The 17,185-nt window shown below is 64.4% G+C and carries 4 protein-coding genes; all 4 read right to left on the reverse strand.

All coding sequences use genetic code 11. The annotated features are described in order from the left end of the window. Positions 1–81 precede the first annotated feature (81 nt). The gene (locus J7E36_RS20910; protein WP_215007240.1) at positions 82–12,669 is read right to left on the reverse strand and encodes a filamentous hemagglutinin family protein; all 12,588 of its coding nucleotides are present in this window, start codon (positions 12,667–12,669) and stop codon (positions 82–84) included. A gap of 210 nt (positions 12,670–12,879) precedes the next feature. Further along, on the reverse strand, positions 12,880–14,052 hold the full coding sequence (locus J7E36_RS20915; protein ID WP_215007242.1) for a substrate-binding domain-containing protein: 1,173 nt from the start codon (positions 14,050–14,052) through the stop codon (positions 12,880–12,882). Positions 14,053–14,541: 489 nt separating this feature from the next. Then, the gene (gene gspF / locus J7E36_RS20920) at positions 14,542–15,753 is read right to left on the reverse strand and encodes a type II secretion system inner membrane protein GspF (RefSeq protein ID WP_215007244.1); all 1,212 of its coding nucleotides are present in this window, start codon (positions 15,751–15,753) and stop codon (positions 14,542–14,544) included. Beyond that, entirely contained in the window at positions 15,753–17,171 is a 1,419-nt protein-coding gene (gene gspE / locus J7E36_RS20925; protein ID WP_215007246.1) for a type II secretion system ATPase GspE, read from the reverse strand. The genes gspF and gspE overlap by 1 nt, the downstream gene beginning before the upstream one ends. Positions 17,172–17,185: the final 14 nt, after the last annotated feature.

A 17,185-nucleotide genomic window follows, 5' to 3' on the forward strand; every position in this document is an offset into this window, starting at 1 on the left:
GACTTTGCTCTTTCAGCTGTACTCACATTCCCCTGTGGGAGCGAGCCTGCTCGCGATGGGGCCGGCTCGGTCTGTTGGTCATCACAAACTCAACCGCCCCCGCTCTTCCTCGGTCAGTCGCTGGCGGGTCTGTTCGTCCAGGGGGCCGGCGCCGAGCACCTGGACCGGGCTGGTGGGGTCGTAGGCCCGTGGCGTCTGGCGGCTGGCGCCGTCGCGGGAGGGGGCCAGTTGTTCGGAGCCGAAGCTCACCACCTGCACGGTGAACACCGACGCCTGGTTCTGCCGCGCGGCGTTCTGCTGCTGGCGGGCGACATCTTCCGCCGCTTGGGTGGCCGAGGTGGCCGCCGAGCTGGCGGAGGTGATGGCGCCGGTGTTGACCGTCACCGCCAATGGCACGCCGGTGGATTTGCCCTGGGTCTGGATGTTGGCCGCGTTCACCACGGTCAGCGCCGCGATGTTGACGTTGCCCGACACCCGGATCCCCGCCTCGCCCGCATCGATGGTGCCCAATGGCGCGATCAGGTCGATGTCACCCGGGGCCACCTCGGCAATCGGGTTGAGGGTGGCGATACCGGCACCGGTACTCGGCACCGAAGGCGACAGGGTCACGTTGCCCCAGGTGTCATACAAGCGCTTGGGTGGCGTGTAGACCACGGTGGTTTTCGACCCGCGACCGGCGTTGATATCGCCCAGGGCCGACCAGCCGAGGATCGAGCCGCCAAAGGTGGTCATGATCCGGCTCTGCCCCAGCAGGATGCTGTTCCTGGCGTACAGCTGGATATCGCCCTCGCCCTGGGTGATCACCCCCGCCGTGGACGGCGGTGCGTTGCCCTCGATACCGAAGGTCTGGCCGCCGCCCGGGGTAAGCATCTGGATGCTGCCGCCGAAATCGGTGTGCACCCCTGCGCCGCCGAACATCGTGATGTCACCTTTGTAAGTAATCGCATTGCCCGCCACGTCCTTCTCCGGGAACAACAGCGCGATAGCCTCGCGCCCACGCAGATAGCTGCCCTGGCGCACGCCGCCGGCTTCGTTGTACTCACGCCCACCGGCCTTGAGCTCGGCAAAGTACACGTCACGGGCAAACACCCGTTGTTGCTCGGCCGGCAACGCCGCGAAATAGCTGCGGGCCTGCTCGCTGTCGCCGCTGAAGCCGAAGCGCTGCTCCAGCCATTCCACCAGTTCCGCTTCATAAGTCTTGGCGACCTTACCGTCCTGGCTCGCCAGGGACACGCCGGCCAGGGCCTGGTTCGCCGGGTCCAGGTACGCCTTGACGAAGCGCTCGTAATCCGCCCCATCGAGGCCCGCGCCGGCTTGCAGCACCAGGCTTGCGCCAGGGCGCGAATCCCCCGGTACCACGGCGCCGAGGCTGGTGATGCCGACCTTGTCCTCCATCAGGATGTTGCGCCCGGCGGTAATCTCCAGCAGGCCGGGGCCGGCGACGTTGAAGTTGCTGTAGAGGATGTCGCGCCCGGCCGAGACGATGGAGATGTCGGTGGGGTTGTTGTGGATGAAGAGGTTGCCGGCGACGGTGTAGTTCCCCGCTTCAGCGTTATCACTGCGCGATCCGGCCAGCGGTATTCCGCTGCTGACGATATCCCGCCCAGCCATCATCCGGACAGCTCCAGCGCCTTCATATGCAATTCGCCCAGGCCATCTGGCCGTGGAAACCGATGTCATCGACCGCCCGGTGGTGACTGCCAGCAAATCGCCTTCAAGCGCATAGAAGCGAGCAGGATCGACATTGAAGGCCCATTCGCTGGAAGCGCTGCTGGTGTCGAAGGCAAGCAGCGGCAAAATGTTCGCACTGGGGCGAGCGGGGTTGCCATCGGCTGAGAGATTGCTGATCCTGATACTGATGCCGTTGTCGACAGAAGCGGCATAGGCTGGTCGAAATGGCGTCGCCAGGGCAGTCGATGCGGCACCGGAACGGCTGACCGACATGTCGCCGCCGTAGATGGAATCGCCCGCGAGCAATTGCAACTCACTGTTGGAGCCAGGTGCGAGCAGCAGCGCCGGAAGATTGTTACCCTCGTAGATCGGGCTGCTACCTGTCACCTTGGCACTGCCGTAATACAAGCTGCCACTGGCCGCCACAGCCCGCAGGATCGAGGGGTAGACCATTGCAAGGTCCGTATCCACCCCCGACGTCAGAGGCGTCAGGTTACCCCCCGACGTCCATAGATCAATCGCCGTGTTGGCCGTCCACAGCGTAAACCAGCTCACACCCGATCCGTTAATCGCGCCACTTTTGAATGGAGACGCGCTCATCATCGGTGCCCGCCCCGGGTCGCCAACGTCTTGTACGATGAGATCGCCCAAGGTAGACAGATTGAACGTGGCGTCGCCCGGCATCAGAGTCAGCCCGCCGGCAGCCTCACCGCGTGTGGATTTGAAGGAATCGTACGCTCGTGTCTCTCGGGGGGACTGCACCGTGGGGGCGTTGCCGTAGCGAAGGTCGATTCGGCCGATGGCACCGCTGTCGATCTGGGCGTGGCCCCGCAAGTTGATGACCGCACCGTTGAGATGCCCGCTCGTGAACAAGCTCCCGGGATTCAAAGCACCGCCCACGTGCAGATTGAGATCACCGCCGCCGGTCAGTTGCAGACTGCCATCGGTGCCCACACGCCCGGTACTGCCTACGGCCAGCACCAATCCCTGGCTGCGGCTGTTGCTGCGCGGCTCAAGAAGACTACCCGCCATTTGATCGAGCACCCCGGCATCACCCGCGACCTGAACATTCAGGTTACCGCCGCCCAAGGTACCCAACCCCGTAAATCCAACCATCAAGTCAGCCTTGCCATTCTGTGCTGCGGTATAGCTCCCGAAATTGATCCACCAGGCAGCGGGTTGCGCCTGGGTACCGGTAGAAACCGAACCGTTGCCTTGCCGCCACAGCCAGTTTCCGACATTCGCAGTGTCATAACCCAAATCGCCGGGATTGGGTCGCGTATTACTGCTGCTAGTCACCACATCCATTGCATTGCCGGTCAGGCTACCGCCAACGTTCAGAGTCAGGTTGCCGCCAAAATCCGGGTACCAGGCGCGGTAAAGACTGTGGGGACCGCCATCGACAAATTGCTCGTTTTCACCGAGTGCATCGTTAAGCACCTTACCCGCCGTTCCCAGCGCCTTGGGCTGGTTGTAAGGATCATTGGCAAAAGTCGTGCTCGCCGATCTACCGGCGGTATAGACGCCGTATAGCGAATCCATTTTCAGATCGCCTGCCGAGAACAGCTCAAGATCTGCTGCGCCGGTACGAATCACGCTCCAGCGTTGGCTGCCGGCTTTGTACTCGGTTTGTCCAATGGCTTTGCAAAACGACGGGGTGTCGTCGCACATTCCAGGATACGCATCCTTTTCGAAATCAATCGGTTGCCCCACGAGGTCTGGATATCCGAAGTTTTCCGCCCCCTCTTCCGTCCATACGAAGCCGCTACTGGTCTTGCAAAACGATGGGGTGTCTTCACACATCCCCGGATAGGCAACGTTTTCAAAATCAATGAACTTGCCTTCAAGGCTCGGATCTCCGAAGTTTTCCGCCCCCTCTGCAGTCCATACCAAACCCCCACCAGCCCCAGCCTTACCAAACATACCGTAATGACTGTCCGCCAAATGAAGGTCCCCGCCAGCCGTCAGAGGCTGCACGACCCGGCTGTCCGCCGCCTGCGTGTCGGCACCCGCCACCAGGCGCAATGACCAGGACTGCGACCCCTCGGCCAGCATCGGCGCAATAGCCCAGTTGCTGCCCGCCACTTCCGGGCGCAGCTGCACCGAGTCGACCCCGGTCGGCAACTTGATGTCGGTGCCCGATGGGATCTTCGAGCCCATGCTCAGCGACAGATCGCCGCTGAGACGCTGGACATTGGTCAGGCCGTTGCTCGCATTCGCGATGCCAGGCAGCGCGACGCCCTTGGGCCAGATCAGGTTCCTTACCGTGACGCTGCTGTTCATCAGGCTACCGGCCCCGAACACCGTTCCCGCGTCAAAAGTCTGGGCCGTCGACAACAAGGTGCCTGCCGCCAACAACAGGTTACCCGAGGCGTCATGCACCGCCGCGGCCAGCACCGTACCGGCCGGCAGCAGCAGTGGCTGGTCGAGCGTTGCCGCCACCGGCAGACGCGTTCCCGCCGCCAAGGTGGTGCCCTTGAGTGGCACGTCGAAGTTGAGCACCGAGCCCGCCGGAAACGCTGTGCCATCCGCCAGCGTCACGCCCGCGCCCGGCACGACAATATCGCCTGCCGCGAAATCGATGCCTGGCAACAGGACCCAGCCCTTGTCGTCGTTGCTGGCCGGCGGCTGGGCGAAACCGTCGGTGATGCTGCCATAGATATTCAGGTCGCCCCCGGCGCGCAACGTCAGGCTGGCGGACTCGCCGGAGCCATAGACATTCTCGTCCAGTTGGTTATGCGGATTGAGGCTCTCATAGCGATAACGCGACAGGTCCAGGTCGCCTTGGACCACCAGGTCGCCATCGGCCGTCGCGCTCACCACCTCCACGCCAGGGCGCAGATGGAACACCTCGCGATAGCGGCTGTTGTCGAGGCCGGCGAGTTTGCGCTGCAACAGATCGTCGTTGGCGTGGGCCTGAGTGATGAACGCGGTGTTGTCGTCATGCACATCGTTCAACCACGCTTGATTGATGACCTGATAAGGCTTGCCGCTGGCCGCCGGTACGTTGACCAGCGGTGCATCATCGTATTGCCACATGGCCACTAGCGAGATCGAACGGGCGCCTTGGACATCCACGGCGCCGCTGGCATCGATCGCCACGTCGCCGCCTGAAACACCGCCCAGTCGTGGTGCGTTGAGCTGCAATGTTCCGCGGGCGCGACCGTCATGCAGGCCCGGCTTGCTGCCCAGCGCTACCTCGGTGCCATGGCGCAGGTCGATACGGGCACCATTGCCCAGGGTCAGCAGCCCTTGTCGTGTGGTCAGGTCCACGATGGCGCGGTTCGGTGAGTCGATGATCTTGCCGTAGCTGTCCACCCGCAGGCGTCGGCCATGGGCATCGAGCACCGCCGCGCTGCCCAGGGTCAGGGCATTGCCGGCGGCCAGATAAATACTGCCAACGCGCTCGCCGCTGGCGTCCACCTTGCCGTTGACCAGCAGGCTGCCGTTGTCCACCGACACATTGATCGACGAGGCCTTGAACCCGTCACCGATCACCAGGCTGCCCTGTTTGAGCTGGAACCCCCGGGCGCCGAACACCTGCCCATCGTTCAACCGTTGGTTCAACGCCGCGAACTGTTCGCTGAGGCTGCCGCTGTCGCCCAGGCGCTGGGCCTGGATCTCCACGCTGCCGGCCAGGTACGGCATGGCGGTGCCGCCGGCGTCATATTCGCCCGTGCTGCTGCCCAGAATCCGCCCTTGCAGGTCCACCACCCCCGCCGCCCCGTCCAAGGCCACGGCGCTGAGCCGGCCGGCCTGGTTGTTGCGGGCCGAGAAGTCGAGGGTCGAGCCATCGGCCTGGTGGATGTCGCCGTTCTGGCTTTGCAGAATCACCTCGCCACCGGCGCTGTAGCGCGTCACATCGTTGAAGGTCACCGTGCGACCCGCCACGTCGATCAGGGCCTCATCGGCCAGGGTCAGGTCACGGGTCGCGCTCAGGGTCAGCTTGCCACTGGGCAGCACCACCGCACTGGCCAGGTTGAGGCTGGCGCCCTTGAGGGACAACTCGCCACCGAGCCCGGAAACGGTGCCCGGCTTAGCGCTCGCACCCGCCACGTTGATCGCCCCACCCGCGGTGATGCGGTTGATCGAACCGGCTTCACCGGTCAACAACGGAGTGAGGATATTCAGGTTGCCGCCGCTGTAGGCGAAACCTGCTTTCGGGTCGTATGCACCCTGGGTCTGATGGACCGCCAGGCTGCCTTTGTGGTTAGCGGTCAGACGCTCGCTGGCGCTGAGGTTGACGTTGGCAAAGCCCAGGGCCAGACGGTCCAGGGTAGTGACCGAGCTCGGCTGGGCGAATTCACCATAGCCGAACTCGATGCGCTGGGCCTGGATGTCCAGGCGACCGGCGCCGGTGCCGGCCCCGCCGGCAATGACCGAGCCCGGCGCGCCGACGGCACCGTTCCAGATCAGGTTGGCGGTGCGGATGGCCGCCACGTCGTTGGCGTCGCCGGCGCCATAGATGGCCGGGGTGCTGAGCATCAGGTTGGCCAACCGCGACTTGCCCGTCGCCGAGTCATAGGTGTCGAGACTGACGGTGCCGTAGAAGTTCAACGCCTCACGAGCTGACAGTTCAAGAGTTTCCAGGGCCGGGGCACCGTATTCGGTGTCCCCGCGCAACAGGCGATCGAGTACCGTCTGGCTCAGGGTCAGACCGGCCGGCAAGACATTACGCGCCGCTGCGTCGCTCAATGCCGGGGAGGTACCGACGTTGATATTGCTCAGGGCCAGCGTCAAGTGGCGAGTGCCATAGCGCACTCGATCGTCCAGTTCCAGGCTGCCCCCGGTAGCGGCGGCGATGCTGCCTTCGGAATGAATCCGGGTGACGCCACTGCAGGGCGTCAGGCTGCATCCACCAATGTTGATCGTGCCGTTGCTGCCCGATGAGGGTGCCAGCACGTTGAGCAAGCCGTTGGAGGCGGCCAGCAAGCTCAAATTCTGGCCGTTCACATTGAGGTCATAAACAAAACCGTCACGAGCATCGTAGGCCGCCGCGCCACGGCCGATGGTGTTGATGGCCGCGCCTTGTTCCATCGACAACTCGCCGTTGGCCACCAGGAAAACTTCCGGTGCCGCTAGCGTCGCGCCTTCACGCAAGATCACTCTGGACGACGCTGCAAATGTCGGCGTGATGTAATTTGCGCCCTGACCATAGAGCGTATAGAACTGGCCGCCAATCACCTGACGCGATGCGTTCAACGCATTGAGGCTTTCGGCATTGAGTGTCACACCTTCGAAGCCAGCCGTAGCCCCGCGTCCATCAGCCACTACCTCCAGCGCGCCCCCCACATTACCCACTACCGTGACAGTGCCGCCGTAGCCACCTTTCTGAGGCGCGAACTTACCAATGCCTTTGAAGGAGAACGCTTGGTCTCCCGCCCCTGGGGCCAGCTTCAACTTCAAGGTCTTGGCGTCCACCGGCAATAGGGCCCGAGGCACACCCAGGCGTGCGGCGTCGGCTACAGCGAACTGGGCATAGCTAGTTTCGTTGTACTGCGAATAGCGACGCAGCACATCGCCTGAAGTCAGGATGATCTGGCTGGCCAGACTGTTGCGCTGCCCGGTATTGGCCACCGACAGCACCCCGGCGGTGGTCCAGGAGCCGTTGCGCATCTGCAACGCACCCGTCGTGGAACCCTGACCCGCGAGGCCGTTGACCTCCACCCGGAACGCCCCAGGCAACAAGGCATAGGTAGACGGCATCAGTGTATAGGTACCCGCGGCCAGCCCCGGCACACCGGCACCGATGGTGATTTGCTGGCCGACCCTCGGGTCGACGGCGCCGCCCTCGGGCGCCACTGGCGCGTATGCACTCTGATTACCCGGCACAATGGCATAGACCGGGTTGCTGGACAGGCCAGGCAACGTAAAGCCGCCGTTGGCACCAATTTGCACCAGCGGGTTGAAGCGCGCATCGGTGGAACCACCACGGCCGGAGATGAAACCGGCGCCGAGCAGATCACCACCACCGGAAAGATCGAGTACCGAGCCTTCCTGGGCCATTACAGACTTTCCGCCCAGAATCACGCCGATGTTCAGATCACCGTTGACAGACGGCATGGCCCCTTGCCCCAGGAACACCACCTTCTTGCCCGCGTACTCATAACTCTGACCATCGACGGTACCGCCATAAGGCAGCACCAGACCGAGGCCACTGACTGAAGTGAGACTGTTGGGCAGCAAATCCACCCGGGCAGTGACGCCAGTGATGTCATTGGTGCCGATTTCAATTAATCCCAACGGCGCCCGAACGACCCCACCCTGCTCGATCTGCGCACTGCCCAGTTGCAAGTGACCGAATGCCGAATAAGGCACTTGTGGTATGGCCTGGGTGGTTCGCCCGATAACCAGGCTGCGCGTCGGATCGTAAAGAGAGGTGCCGTTAGATGTGCCCCATCCATACCCCGCCAATACTCGAGCCCCAACCCCGGTCGCCGGATACAGTTGCGCCGCTTGCAGGATCATGTCCGAAGGGGTCACCAATTGTGTGGTAAAGCCCGTAGGCAATCCGTCGCTGGAGATCCCTGCCAGGAATCGCATATCACCGCTGCTGCTTAACTGGACCCGGTCGAACCCGGCGCGCTCAAGCCCAACCATGGTGCCATCGGCCTGTCTCAGCATGCCTTTGCTGCTGAACATCACATTGCCTTGCACATCCAACAGGTCCGCGTTGACGGAAAATAGCGCTTTGTTCGCCAATAGGGACACATCGTTGCCATCCATCACTGGTCGGGTGTAACCCTCCAAAGTCGGGCGGCTGCTCACTTTCCCCGTTGGACGCGCCAGCAAAACATGGGGGGCATTGAGTTGGACTTGGGTATCAGCTGGCGCGGCTGCGCTCAAGCCGAAGCTGCGAGCGTGCAGGCTCAGACTTTGGCCGAGAGACAACGACAGGTCACCATCGAAGCTCATCAGGCCGTTGCTCAACAGAACCAGGCTGTCGAAGCCGCCCGCCTGGACTTGCTCCACGCCCAAACGCCCATGACCGTAGACCAGGGAGTCCGCCGAGGCCTCGGCCGTATCGCCCAGCGTGCTCGCCTGGGCGGTTTGCCCCAGCACCAGCTCACGCACCTGCAAGACCCGGTTCTCGAGCGAGCTATTAAGGTAATAAGGGGTTTCGAGCGCCACCGACAACCGGCCCCCGGCGGCCCCTGTGCCGCCCGAACGTGCGCTGAAATCGCCGTTCAGGTAAAGGCCGTTGGCCGACACCAGGGAAATGCTTCCGCCATTACTCGCCACCACCGTGCGTCCCTGGCCGGGAACATCCAGCACGGCCTGGCTGCCATCCGCCTGCAGACGGGCACCGTCGCGCACCACCACAAACAGCTCGGAGGCAGACGTCGATCCTTTCGCGGCATCAATCTGGCCACCGATGACAATCTGCCCGCCATCGCGCACCAGGCCGTAGGCCTGGCCGCGCATATCCCGGGCAGTCACGGCCCGGCTGGAGACATCGATCAGCGCCTGCTCGCCCAGCCAGATGGAACGACCATGGCCCTGGGCATTGACCTGATCGCGAACCGCATCATCGACGCTCAACTCGGTAAGGCTGACCCGCCCGCCCCAGGCGTCAAGCGTGCCGTTGGCGGTCAATTGCCCGCTGCTCCGGACGTCGATGCCCTGGCCTGGATCAACGGTAATGACGCTGCCCTTGCCCAGGCTCAATACCGTGCTCGCCATGTCGACGGCGCTGGAATTCGCGGTACCGGCGGTGAGGCTCAGGCTCGCGCCACGACGCTGGGTCAGGACAGCCTTGATCGCGTCCTCCTGATACAGCTGCGGCGTCCAGCGCTGCAAGGCTGCGACCGGCTCTGCGTCGTTGCCGGTGACCAACGCCTGCTCACCAACACGGTACACCGGCATGGTCACATCGACCCGGGTCCCGTCGGCCACAGTCAGGCCCTCGTTGCCGGTGATGTCATAGGCCGAGAAACCCTTGTCGAAGAAATCGCCGCCCAGTTGCAGAGTGCCGGGTTCGAGGGGGGTGCCGCTGTTGCCGATCAGCACTTTGCTGGCGGCCAGCTTCAAGGTCCCGCCGCCACTTGCGCCGGTACCGCGCAGTTCACCTTCGAGGTTCAAGTCGCCGCTGCCGGACGATGCACCGGTACTCGCGGTCAAGGTCAAGTCCCCACCCTTGCCGCCGCGAGTCTTGCCATCGGCCATCACGGCAGCACCGGAGCTGACGTCAATCAGGCTGCCCTGCTGCACATCGATATCGCCACTGCTGCGCACGGACACGCTGCCGCCGTTGATGAACGGCAGGCCTTGGCGGTCGTTGCCGTCGAGCAGCAGATTGCTCCAGCGCCCGGCGGTGTTCAGCTTGACGCCCTCGCCCAATGTGACCGTCGCCCGCTGCCCCGTGGCGGGTGAAAGTGTGACGTCTCCCAGCTGGAAATTATCGGTCCTGACCTGTTTGAGCACGTTGCCCAGGAAAATCCGACCGCTGCGGGCCGTCAGGTCGGCGTTCACCTCGACCTGCGGGGCATAAAGCGTGATGTCGCCGCCGTCGGCGACCTTGAGTACGCCGTCGACCTTGATGCCTTCACCCGCCGCTACCTTGACCGCGCCGAGCTGGAAGCCATTGAGCAATTCATTGTCCAGCACCAGCTTGCCTTGCCGATCAGTGCCGACCACCGAAGTCAGGTCCAACCCCGCAGCAAGCTTGTCGTTCACCTTGCCAAGGGTGACCTGATCGAAGGTGGGGTTCAGGCCACTGTTGATGACGCCGCTGGTCTTGTCATGGATCGGCGTGTAGCTGCCCACCCATAATTGCGCTCGACGGGCCACTGCGTTTTGCGATTGCTGGTAGCCGTCGAGGTTGAGGTTCGGCGCCTGGGTCTGGCGTTCGCCCTGGTAGACCTCGCCGACGATCTGGCCTTCCAGCACGGCGTTGCGGGTCGACACCACCAGCTTGCCGGCATCGCGGCCGACGGTGTAGCCGGCCTCGAAACGCTCGCGCGGGGCGATCAGCGGGTTGTAGTAGTAATCGGTCTGGCCCCAGCGCTGGCTGTGGTCTTCGTAACCCTTGTAGAGACCGGTGTAGAGGATGTCGCCCGGGGCCTTGGACAGCTCATACAGACGACCATTGGCACCCATGAGCCAGGATTGGCGCAAGTACCCGCTCTGTACATCCAGGGTGCCGCCGGACAGGTTCAACTGAGCAGCCTGCTGGGTCACCACGTCGTTGCCAGCAAACGTCACGGTGCCGCCCTGGGCCGCCCACTCACCGACGCTGTGCCCACGGGTGCCGAGATAACCGCCAACTTCCAACAGACCACCTGCCGTGTACCAGCGGTCAGTGGCGTAGCCGTTGGTGCCCGCCGGGACGTAGACCAGGTCGCGCACGTCCACCCACACATCGTTGTTGGTCAGCTTGCCGCCCTCACGATTCAACGGCGCGTCACGCTGCTCGTTGCCCTGCACGTTGACCTTGATCGAGTTGGACTCCATCGCCACCTTGACGCCCACCGCACCGGAAACGTCGATCACCGCGCCATCGCGCACCAGGCTGCGACCGGCCGCGCTGACCGCAACCTGCCCGCCCGTCGCCAGGGTGATGGAACCGTTCTGGAAGTCGACGCTGCCGCCGCTGACGATCTCGACCCGGGACTGGTCGCTGCGGTCGACCACGCTGCCGAGGTTGTTGAACGGGCCGGAGATCAGGTTGTTCGGCGTGCCGTCCAGGCCGGCCGGTCCGGCGTTGCGCTGGCTGTCCAGGGCGCTGCCGCCCGCAGCGTCGAGCAGCACGGCGGTGGTGCTGCCCTGCCCCAGGGTCACGCTGGCGCTGCTGTTGCTGATGGCGTTGAGCAAATGCACGGTGCCGCGAGTGTCCACCGAACTGCTGGCCACCGCCACGCCGTTTTGCTCCACCCGGTGCCCGGTAAGAGTGATGTCACCCGCGCTCGCCTGGATCAGCCCGCTGTTGATCACCGTGCCGGCGCTGCTGCCGGGCTTGAGGGACGTCGCCACTTCGTTGCCACGGGTGGTTGAACGCAGGTTGCCGCTGGTGCCCTGGCCGCGACGGATGTAAAAACTGTCGCCGGCCGCGAGGGTGGTCTGGCCCTTGGCGGTGATGATGGAGCCGGCGTTTTCCACTTCCGAGCCCAACAGCAAGGCATAGCCGCCGCCAGCCGTGGACGTGGCGGCGCGGTGGGTTTCGATCAGCGCGCCCTGCTGCACGTCGACCTTGCCCGCCGCATCGGTGAAGGTCGGCTGGGTGCCAGTGGCATCGACGTACAACCCGCGCTGGCTGAATTGTTCGTCGCTGATGTTGGCCGCCACCGCCGCCAGGTTGCGTACGTTGACCTGGCTGCTGCCGCTGAAAACGATGCCGTTGCGGTTGACCAGCATCACCGTGCCGCTGCCCTTGATCTGGCCCTGGATCTGACTCGGGCGCGCCTGGGGGTCGTTGACCCGGTTGAGCACCGCCCAGTCCGCTTGCTGCTGGAAATCCACCGTGGTGTTGCGCCCGACGTTGAAGGTTTCCCAGTTGAGAATCGCCTTGTCGGCGGTCTGCTCGATCTTCACCGTGGTCTTGCCACCGCTCTGGGACTGCTGCGGCCCCTTGGCGTTGAGCCAGCCCTGGGTCAGGCTGTTGTCGACCTTGAGCCCGCCCTCGCCCAAGCCATCCGGCACGACCTGGACCTGCCCGAGCGCGGCTTGCCGCCCGGCAGCTTGCGCCGCCTGCTGGGCCGCGATGGCGGCCACGGTGTTGTTGAGGTTGGTCAGGGAACGCTGCAACTGCGCATTGGCCCGCTGCTGTTGCGCCAGGGGCGGCGGCATGCCGGGCTGTGCGGTGGTGGGCCGCGCCGCGCCACCGGCCTGAGTCGCGCCCTTGGCGGCAAACCAGGCCGAACTGAACGCCGTCGCCGCCTGGGCATTGCCGGCCACCATCAGCAGGGCAATGGCCTGGGCCAACGGCTTGAGCCGCAGCATCGACAATTCGCCATCGCGACGGGGGGCCTGCAGTTTCGTCTGGGGTTTGCAGCGCAGCATCCTACTCATCCTTCGGTTTGCTCTAAGGGCGCGCAACGCAGTGCCATCAAGCTGCCAGCGTTGGTTATAGGGGTTAGGCGGTTGCAGCCGTTCGGGACCGAACGGTTGTCATGAAAATTTCATGTGGCTGTGTTGATGACGGCACTACGCAAAAGTCAGCAACGGCTTTCGCCGTTGCTGACAGGTGTTACGTGTCGCTCGGATGGGGTGTTACAGCGGACGACCGATGCCGTTGCAGACGTTGGTGTTGCCGATGCTTTGAGCGCTCGAAGCGGTCAGGAAGCTGCCGCGGATGGCGGATTTCCAGGCACCTGGCAGCGGCACAAAGCGGTTGGCCGTGATAGCCGCGTCGTTGCTGCTGGCCGCAGTGGCGTTGTAGTGACGGGTGAAGAAATCACGCACCTGGGTGGTTTGAGCAGCATTGGCGTAGCACTGGCTGAAGATCACGTTGGTGAAGCCCAGGATCGGGTAGCCGGTGGTTGGGTAAGGCACGACGCTTGGATCGTTAGGGTTGGCGACGGCAGCGAACACGGGTACCCAAGCGTTCGGGTTGGCGCGGTTGGCAGCGGCGGGAACAGCTACGGCGCTGATGGCAGCCGACACGTTGGCAGGTGCTGGGGAAACACCGGCAACACGGGCAACCTTGGTGGCGTCGTCCAGACCGGCCAGAGTCGTTGCGGCGTAATCCGGGCTCATGTAGGTGATGCGGCCCTGGGCAGCGTTCACCGCAGTCATCACAGCCTGGCTGCCAGTAGCGGCTACCGCGCCAGTTGGCAGGCCACCGCTATAGCTGGAGGCGAAGGTGGTGGTGACGGCGAAAGTGCCGGTTTCAGCGCACTTGGCGTTCAGGAAACGGGTGAACAGTTCAGTGGTGCCGCTGCTTTCTGCACGATATACCACGGTGATCGCGCCGGTGCGGCCAGAACCGGTGATCTGGCTCCAGTCGGTCAGACGGCCGGAGAACACGCCGCACAGTTGGTTGACGCTCAGATCAACGTTGGCAGTGCCAGTCTTGTTGAACGGAATGGCGACCGAAGTGGCCACCGAAGGCACCTGGATCAGCGGGCCCCAGGCGGCACCGTGAGCGGTGACGTAGTTGTTCAGCTCAGTGGTGCTGAGCTTGGAGTCGCTGCCGGCCCAGTGCACGTTCTTGCTGGTGTCGCCGGCCACGAACTTGGTGTAGTCGTTGTTCAGGAACGCCAGTTTGCCGTTGCCGCTGCCCACGCCGATGTAAGGGGCGAAACCGGCGGTCAGTACACCGGAAGTCTGGTACAGCGGTTGTGGCAAGGTCGCACCACCGCCATTGACATCAGCCATGGCAGCCTGGGCGGCACAGAGGCCAGCGAGGGTCAGGGATACCGCGAGAACGTTGCGCTTAAACATGAAGAATCTCCTTTCATCGTGTTCGTACGTTAGGTAGGTGACGCATGCTTGCCGTCATGGCGCTCGGTCCGGTGCCGCAGGCGTTGGGTGAGGCCATGGGTTAGAAATTCGCAGGTTCCGGTGACAGATAAAGGAAAAAACCTCGGGAGCTGAAGGCTGATTCCGCGGGTTTTTTCTCGGGTGTTCGAGGGCTCTAGAGCGGGATTCACAGCCGGTTCGACGGCAAAGTCACAGGGGTTTGTGGTGGGGCTGGCGGCGGGTGGTCGCGGGCGGCGGAAGATGACAGAACGGGGAACCCGAGTTTGAGCCGGGTGAGGCTCGGGAGGTGTGCCGGCGGCCAGATTTTTTTTGCCTGGCCGCTTTTGTGGGGGAACCTGTGGGAGCAAAGCTTGCTCGCGATACAGGCAACTCGATTCAAGCGGGACCGCGACGATTTCATCGCGGGCAAGCCTTGCTCCCACAGGTTTTGTGTCAGCTGGGGGTGCGTGGTTATTGCACCAACTGATTGATCTCGATGATCGGCAGCAGCACCGCCATGACGATCACCAGCACCACGCCGCCCATGATCACGATCATCAGCGGTTCCAGCAGTGCGGTCATGCCCATGGCCCGGCGTTCAATGTCGCGGGACAGGGTTTGCGCGGCGCGTTCGAGCATCGGCGGCAGGCAGCCGGTTTTCTCGCCGCTGGCAATCAGGTGGATCAGTATCGGCGGGAAGACTTTTTCCACCCGCAAGGCCGCCGCCAGGTTGACCCCTTCGCGGACCTTGGCGGTGGCGTCGCTGACGCTCAGGCTCAAACGGTCATTGGATAAGGTCTGCCGTGCCGCCTCCAGCGCCCGCAGCAGCGGCACCCCCGCTCCCCCGAGGATCGCCAGGGTCGAGGCAAATCGCGCGGTATTGAGGCCCAGCACGAAACGCCCGATCAGCGGCAGGCGCAGCACCCGCGCATGCCAGTTCAGCCGTGCCGTTGGGTTGCGCAAATACATCCGCCACCCCCAGAAGCCGCCGGCCAGAACGCAGAAACACAGCCCACCCCAGGCACGGATGAAATCGCTGGCGGTGAGCATCGCCAGGGTCAGTCCCGGCAGGTCTTGCCGAGCCTGGGAGAACGCACTGACCACCTGGGGCACGACGTAGCTGAGCAGGAAAATCACGATGGCGATCGACACCAGCCCGACCACGCCCGGGTAGATGAACGCCGTGAGGATCTTGCCCCGCAGGTTGTTGCGTTCCTCGATGTAATCCGCCAGTCGCTCCATGACCTGGGCCAGGTCGCCGGACTCTTCGCCGGCGGCGATCAGCGCCCGATAGATTTCCGGAAAGTCCCGAGGCCGCGCCGCCAGCGCCTCGGCCAGGCGCATGCCGCTGCGCACATCGGCGCGTACCGCGCTCAGGGTCTGGGCGATGTGCTTGCGTTCGGCCTGTTCCACCGTGGCGCTCAGCGCCGCTTCCAGCGGCAGGCTCGCGCCCAACAGGCTCGCCAGTTGCCGGGTGGCCCAGGCCAGGTCGTTGTCCGAAAGCCTGGCGCTGAACAGCCCGCCGCCATTGGCCTGTGCGGTGTTGCGCTCGGCCTCGACCTGCAACGCGGTCAGCCCGCGACTGCGCAGCAGGCTGAACGCCGCGCTCTGGCTGTCCGCTTCCAGGTGCCCGGATTGGACCTTGCCCTGGGCGTCGGCGGCCTCGAAACGGTAGCGATTCATCAGGCGTCCCGTGTCACGCGCAGGATTTCTTCCGGCGCGGTGGCGCCGCTGCGCACCCAGCGCTCACCGTCCTCGCGCAGGCTGAACATGCCGGCTTGGCGGGCGGCGGCGCGCAGGGCCTGTTCGCCGGCGCCCTGGTGGATGAGCGTGCGGATGTCGTCGTCGATGCAGAACAACTCATGGATGCCGGTCCGGCCGCTGTAGCCGGTCTGGTTGCAACTTGCGCAGCCCACCGGGCGCCAGGTGCCGGGCGCAGCCGGATCCGGTTGCTTGCAGTTCGAACACAACCGGCGCACCAAGCGCTGGGCCAGCACGCCCAGCATCGACGAGGCCAGCAGGAACGGCTCGACGCCCATGTCGATCAGCCGGTTGACGGCCGACACCGCATCGTTGGTGTGCAGGGTCGCCAGCACCAGATGCCCGGTGAGGGACGCCTGCACGGCAATCTGTGCGGTCTCCAGGTCGCGGATCTCGCCGATCATGATGATGTCCGGGTCCTGGCGCAGGATCGCCCGCAGCGCCAGGGCGAAGGTCATGTCGATCTTGGCGTTGACCTGGATCTGGCTGATGCCCGGCAGGTCGTATTCCACCGGGTCCTCGACGGTGAGAATGTTGTGGACGCTGGCGTCCAGTCGGGCCAGGGCGGCATAGAGGCTGGTGGTCTTGCCGCTGCCGGTGGGGCCGGTGACCAGCACGATGCCGTGGGGTTGGCGAATCAGGTGATCGAGCTTGCCCAGCACGGCGGCGTCCATGCCCAGGGTTTCCAGTTGCAGGCGCCCGGCCTGCTTGTCCAGCAGGCGCATGACCACCCGTTCGCCGTGGCCGGTGGGCACCGTCGAGACCCGGATGTCGATGGGCCGCCCGGCCACGCGCAAGGCAATGCGACCGTCCTGGGGCAAGCGTTTCTCGGCGATGTCGAGCTGGGCCATGATTTTGATCCGCGACACCAGCGCGCCGTGCAGGGCCTTGCGTGGCGAGACCACGTCGCGCAGGGTGCCGTCGACCCGGTAGCGCACCACCGAATGGGTCTCGAAGGGTTCGATGTGAATGTCGCTGGCCTCGTCCCGCGCGGCCTGGGTCAGCAAGGCGTTGATCATGCGGATCACCGGTGCGCCATCCTGGGTGTCCAGCAGGTCGGTGATCTCGGGGATGTCTTGCATCAGGCGGTCGAGGTCCACCTCGTTCTCCGCCGCGCCCACCACGGCGGCGGCGCTGCCGGTGTCGGCGTAGGCCGTGTTGAGCAGGCCGTCGAGTTCCTCGTCGCGGACCCGCTCCAGGCGCACCTCGCCGAACTGACGGCGCACCTCGCTGATGGACCAGCCGGGCGTGGACGGACACACCATCAACACCGCGCCCTCGTCGCCCTGGCGCAGAACCAGGCGCTGGGCCTTGGCCCAGGCGTATGGGAGGGTGTTCATGCCATCACCTCGGG

This window comes from Pseudomonas fluorescens, assembly GCF_018614775.1.
Taxonomy (GTDB): Bacteria; Pseudomonadota; Gammaproteobacteria; order Pseudomonadales; family Pseudomonadaceae; genus Aquipseudomonas; species Aquipseudomonas fluorescens_BY.

Excerpts from the sequence above, each read along its gene's own strand:
- J7E36_RS20915 (WP_215007242.1), bottom strand. The coding sequence starts at position 14,052 with ATGTTTAAGCGCAACGTTCTCGCGGTATCCCTGACCCTCGCTGGCCTC.
- gspF (WP_215007244.1), bottom strand. The coding sequence starts at position 15,753 with ATGAATCGCTACCGTTTCGAGGCCGCCGACGCCCAGGGCAAGGTCCAA.
- J7E36_RS20910 (WP_215007240.1), bottom strand. The coding sequence starts at position 12,669 with ATGCTGCGCTGCAAACCCCAGACGAAACTGCAGGCCCCCCGTCGCGAT.
- gspE (WP_215007246.1), bottom strand. The coding sequence starts at position 17,171 with ATGAACACCCTCCCATACGCCTGGGCCAAGGCCCAGCGCCTGGTTCTG.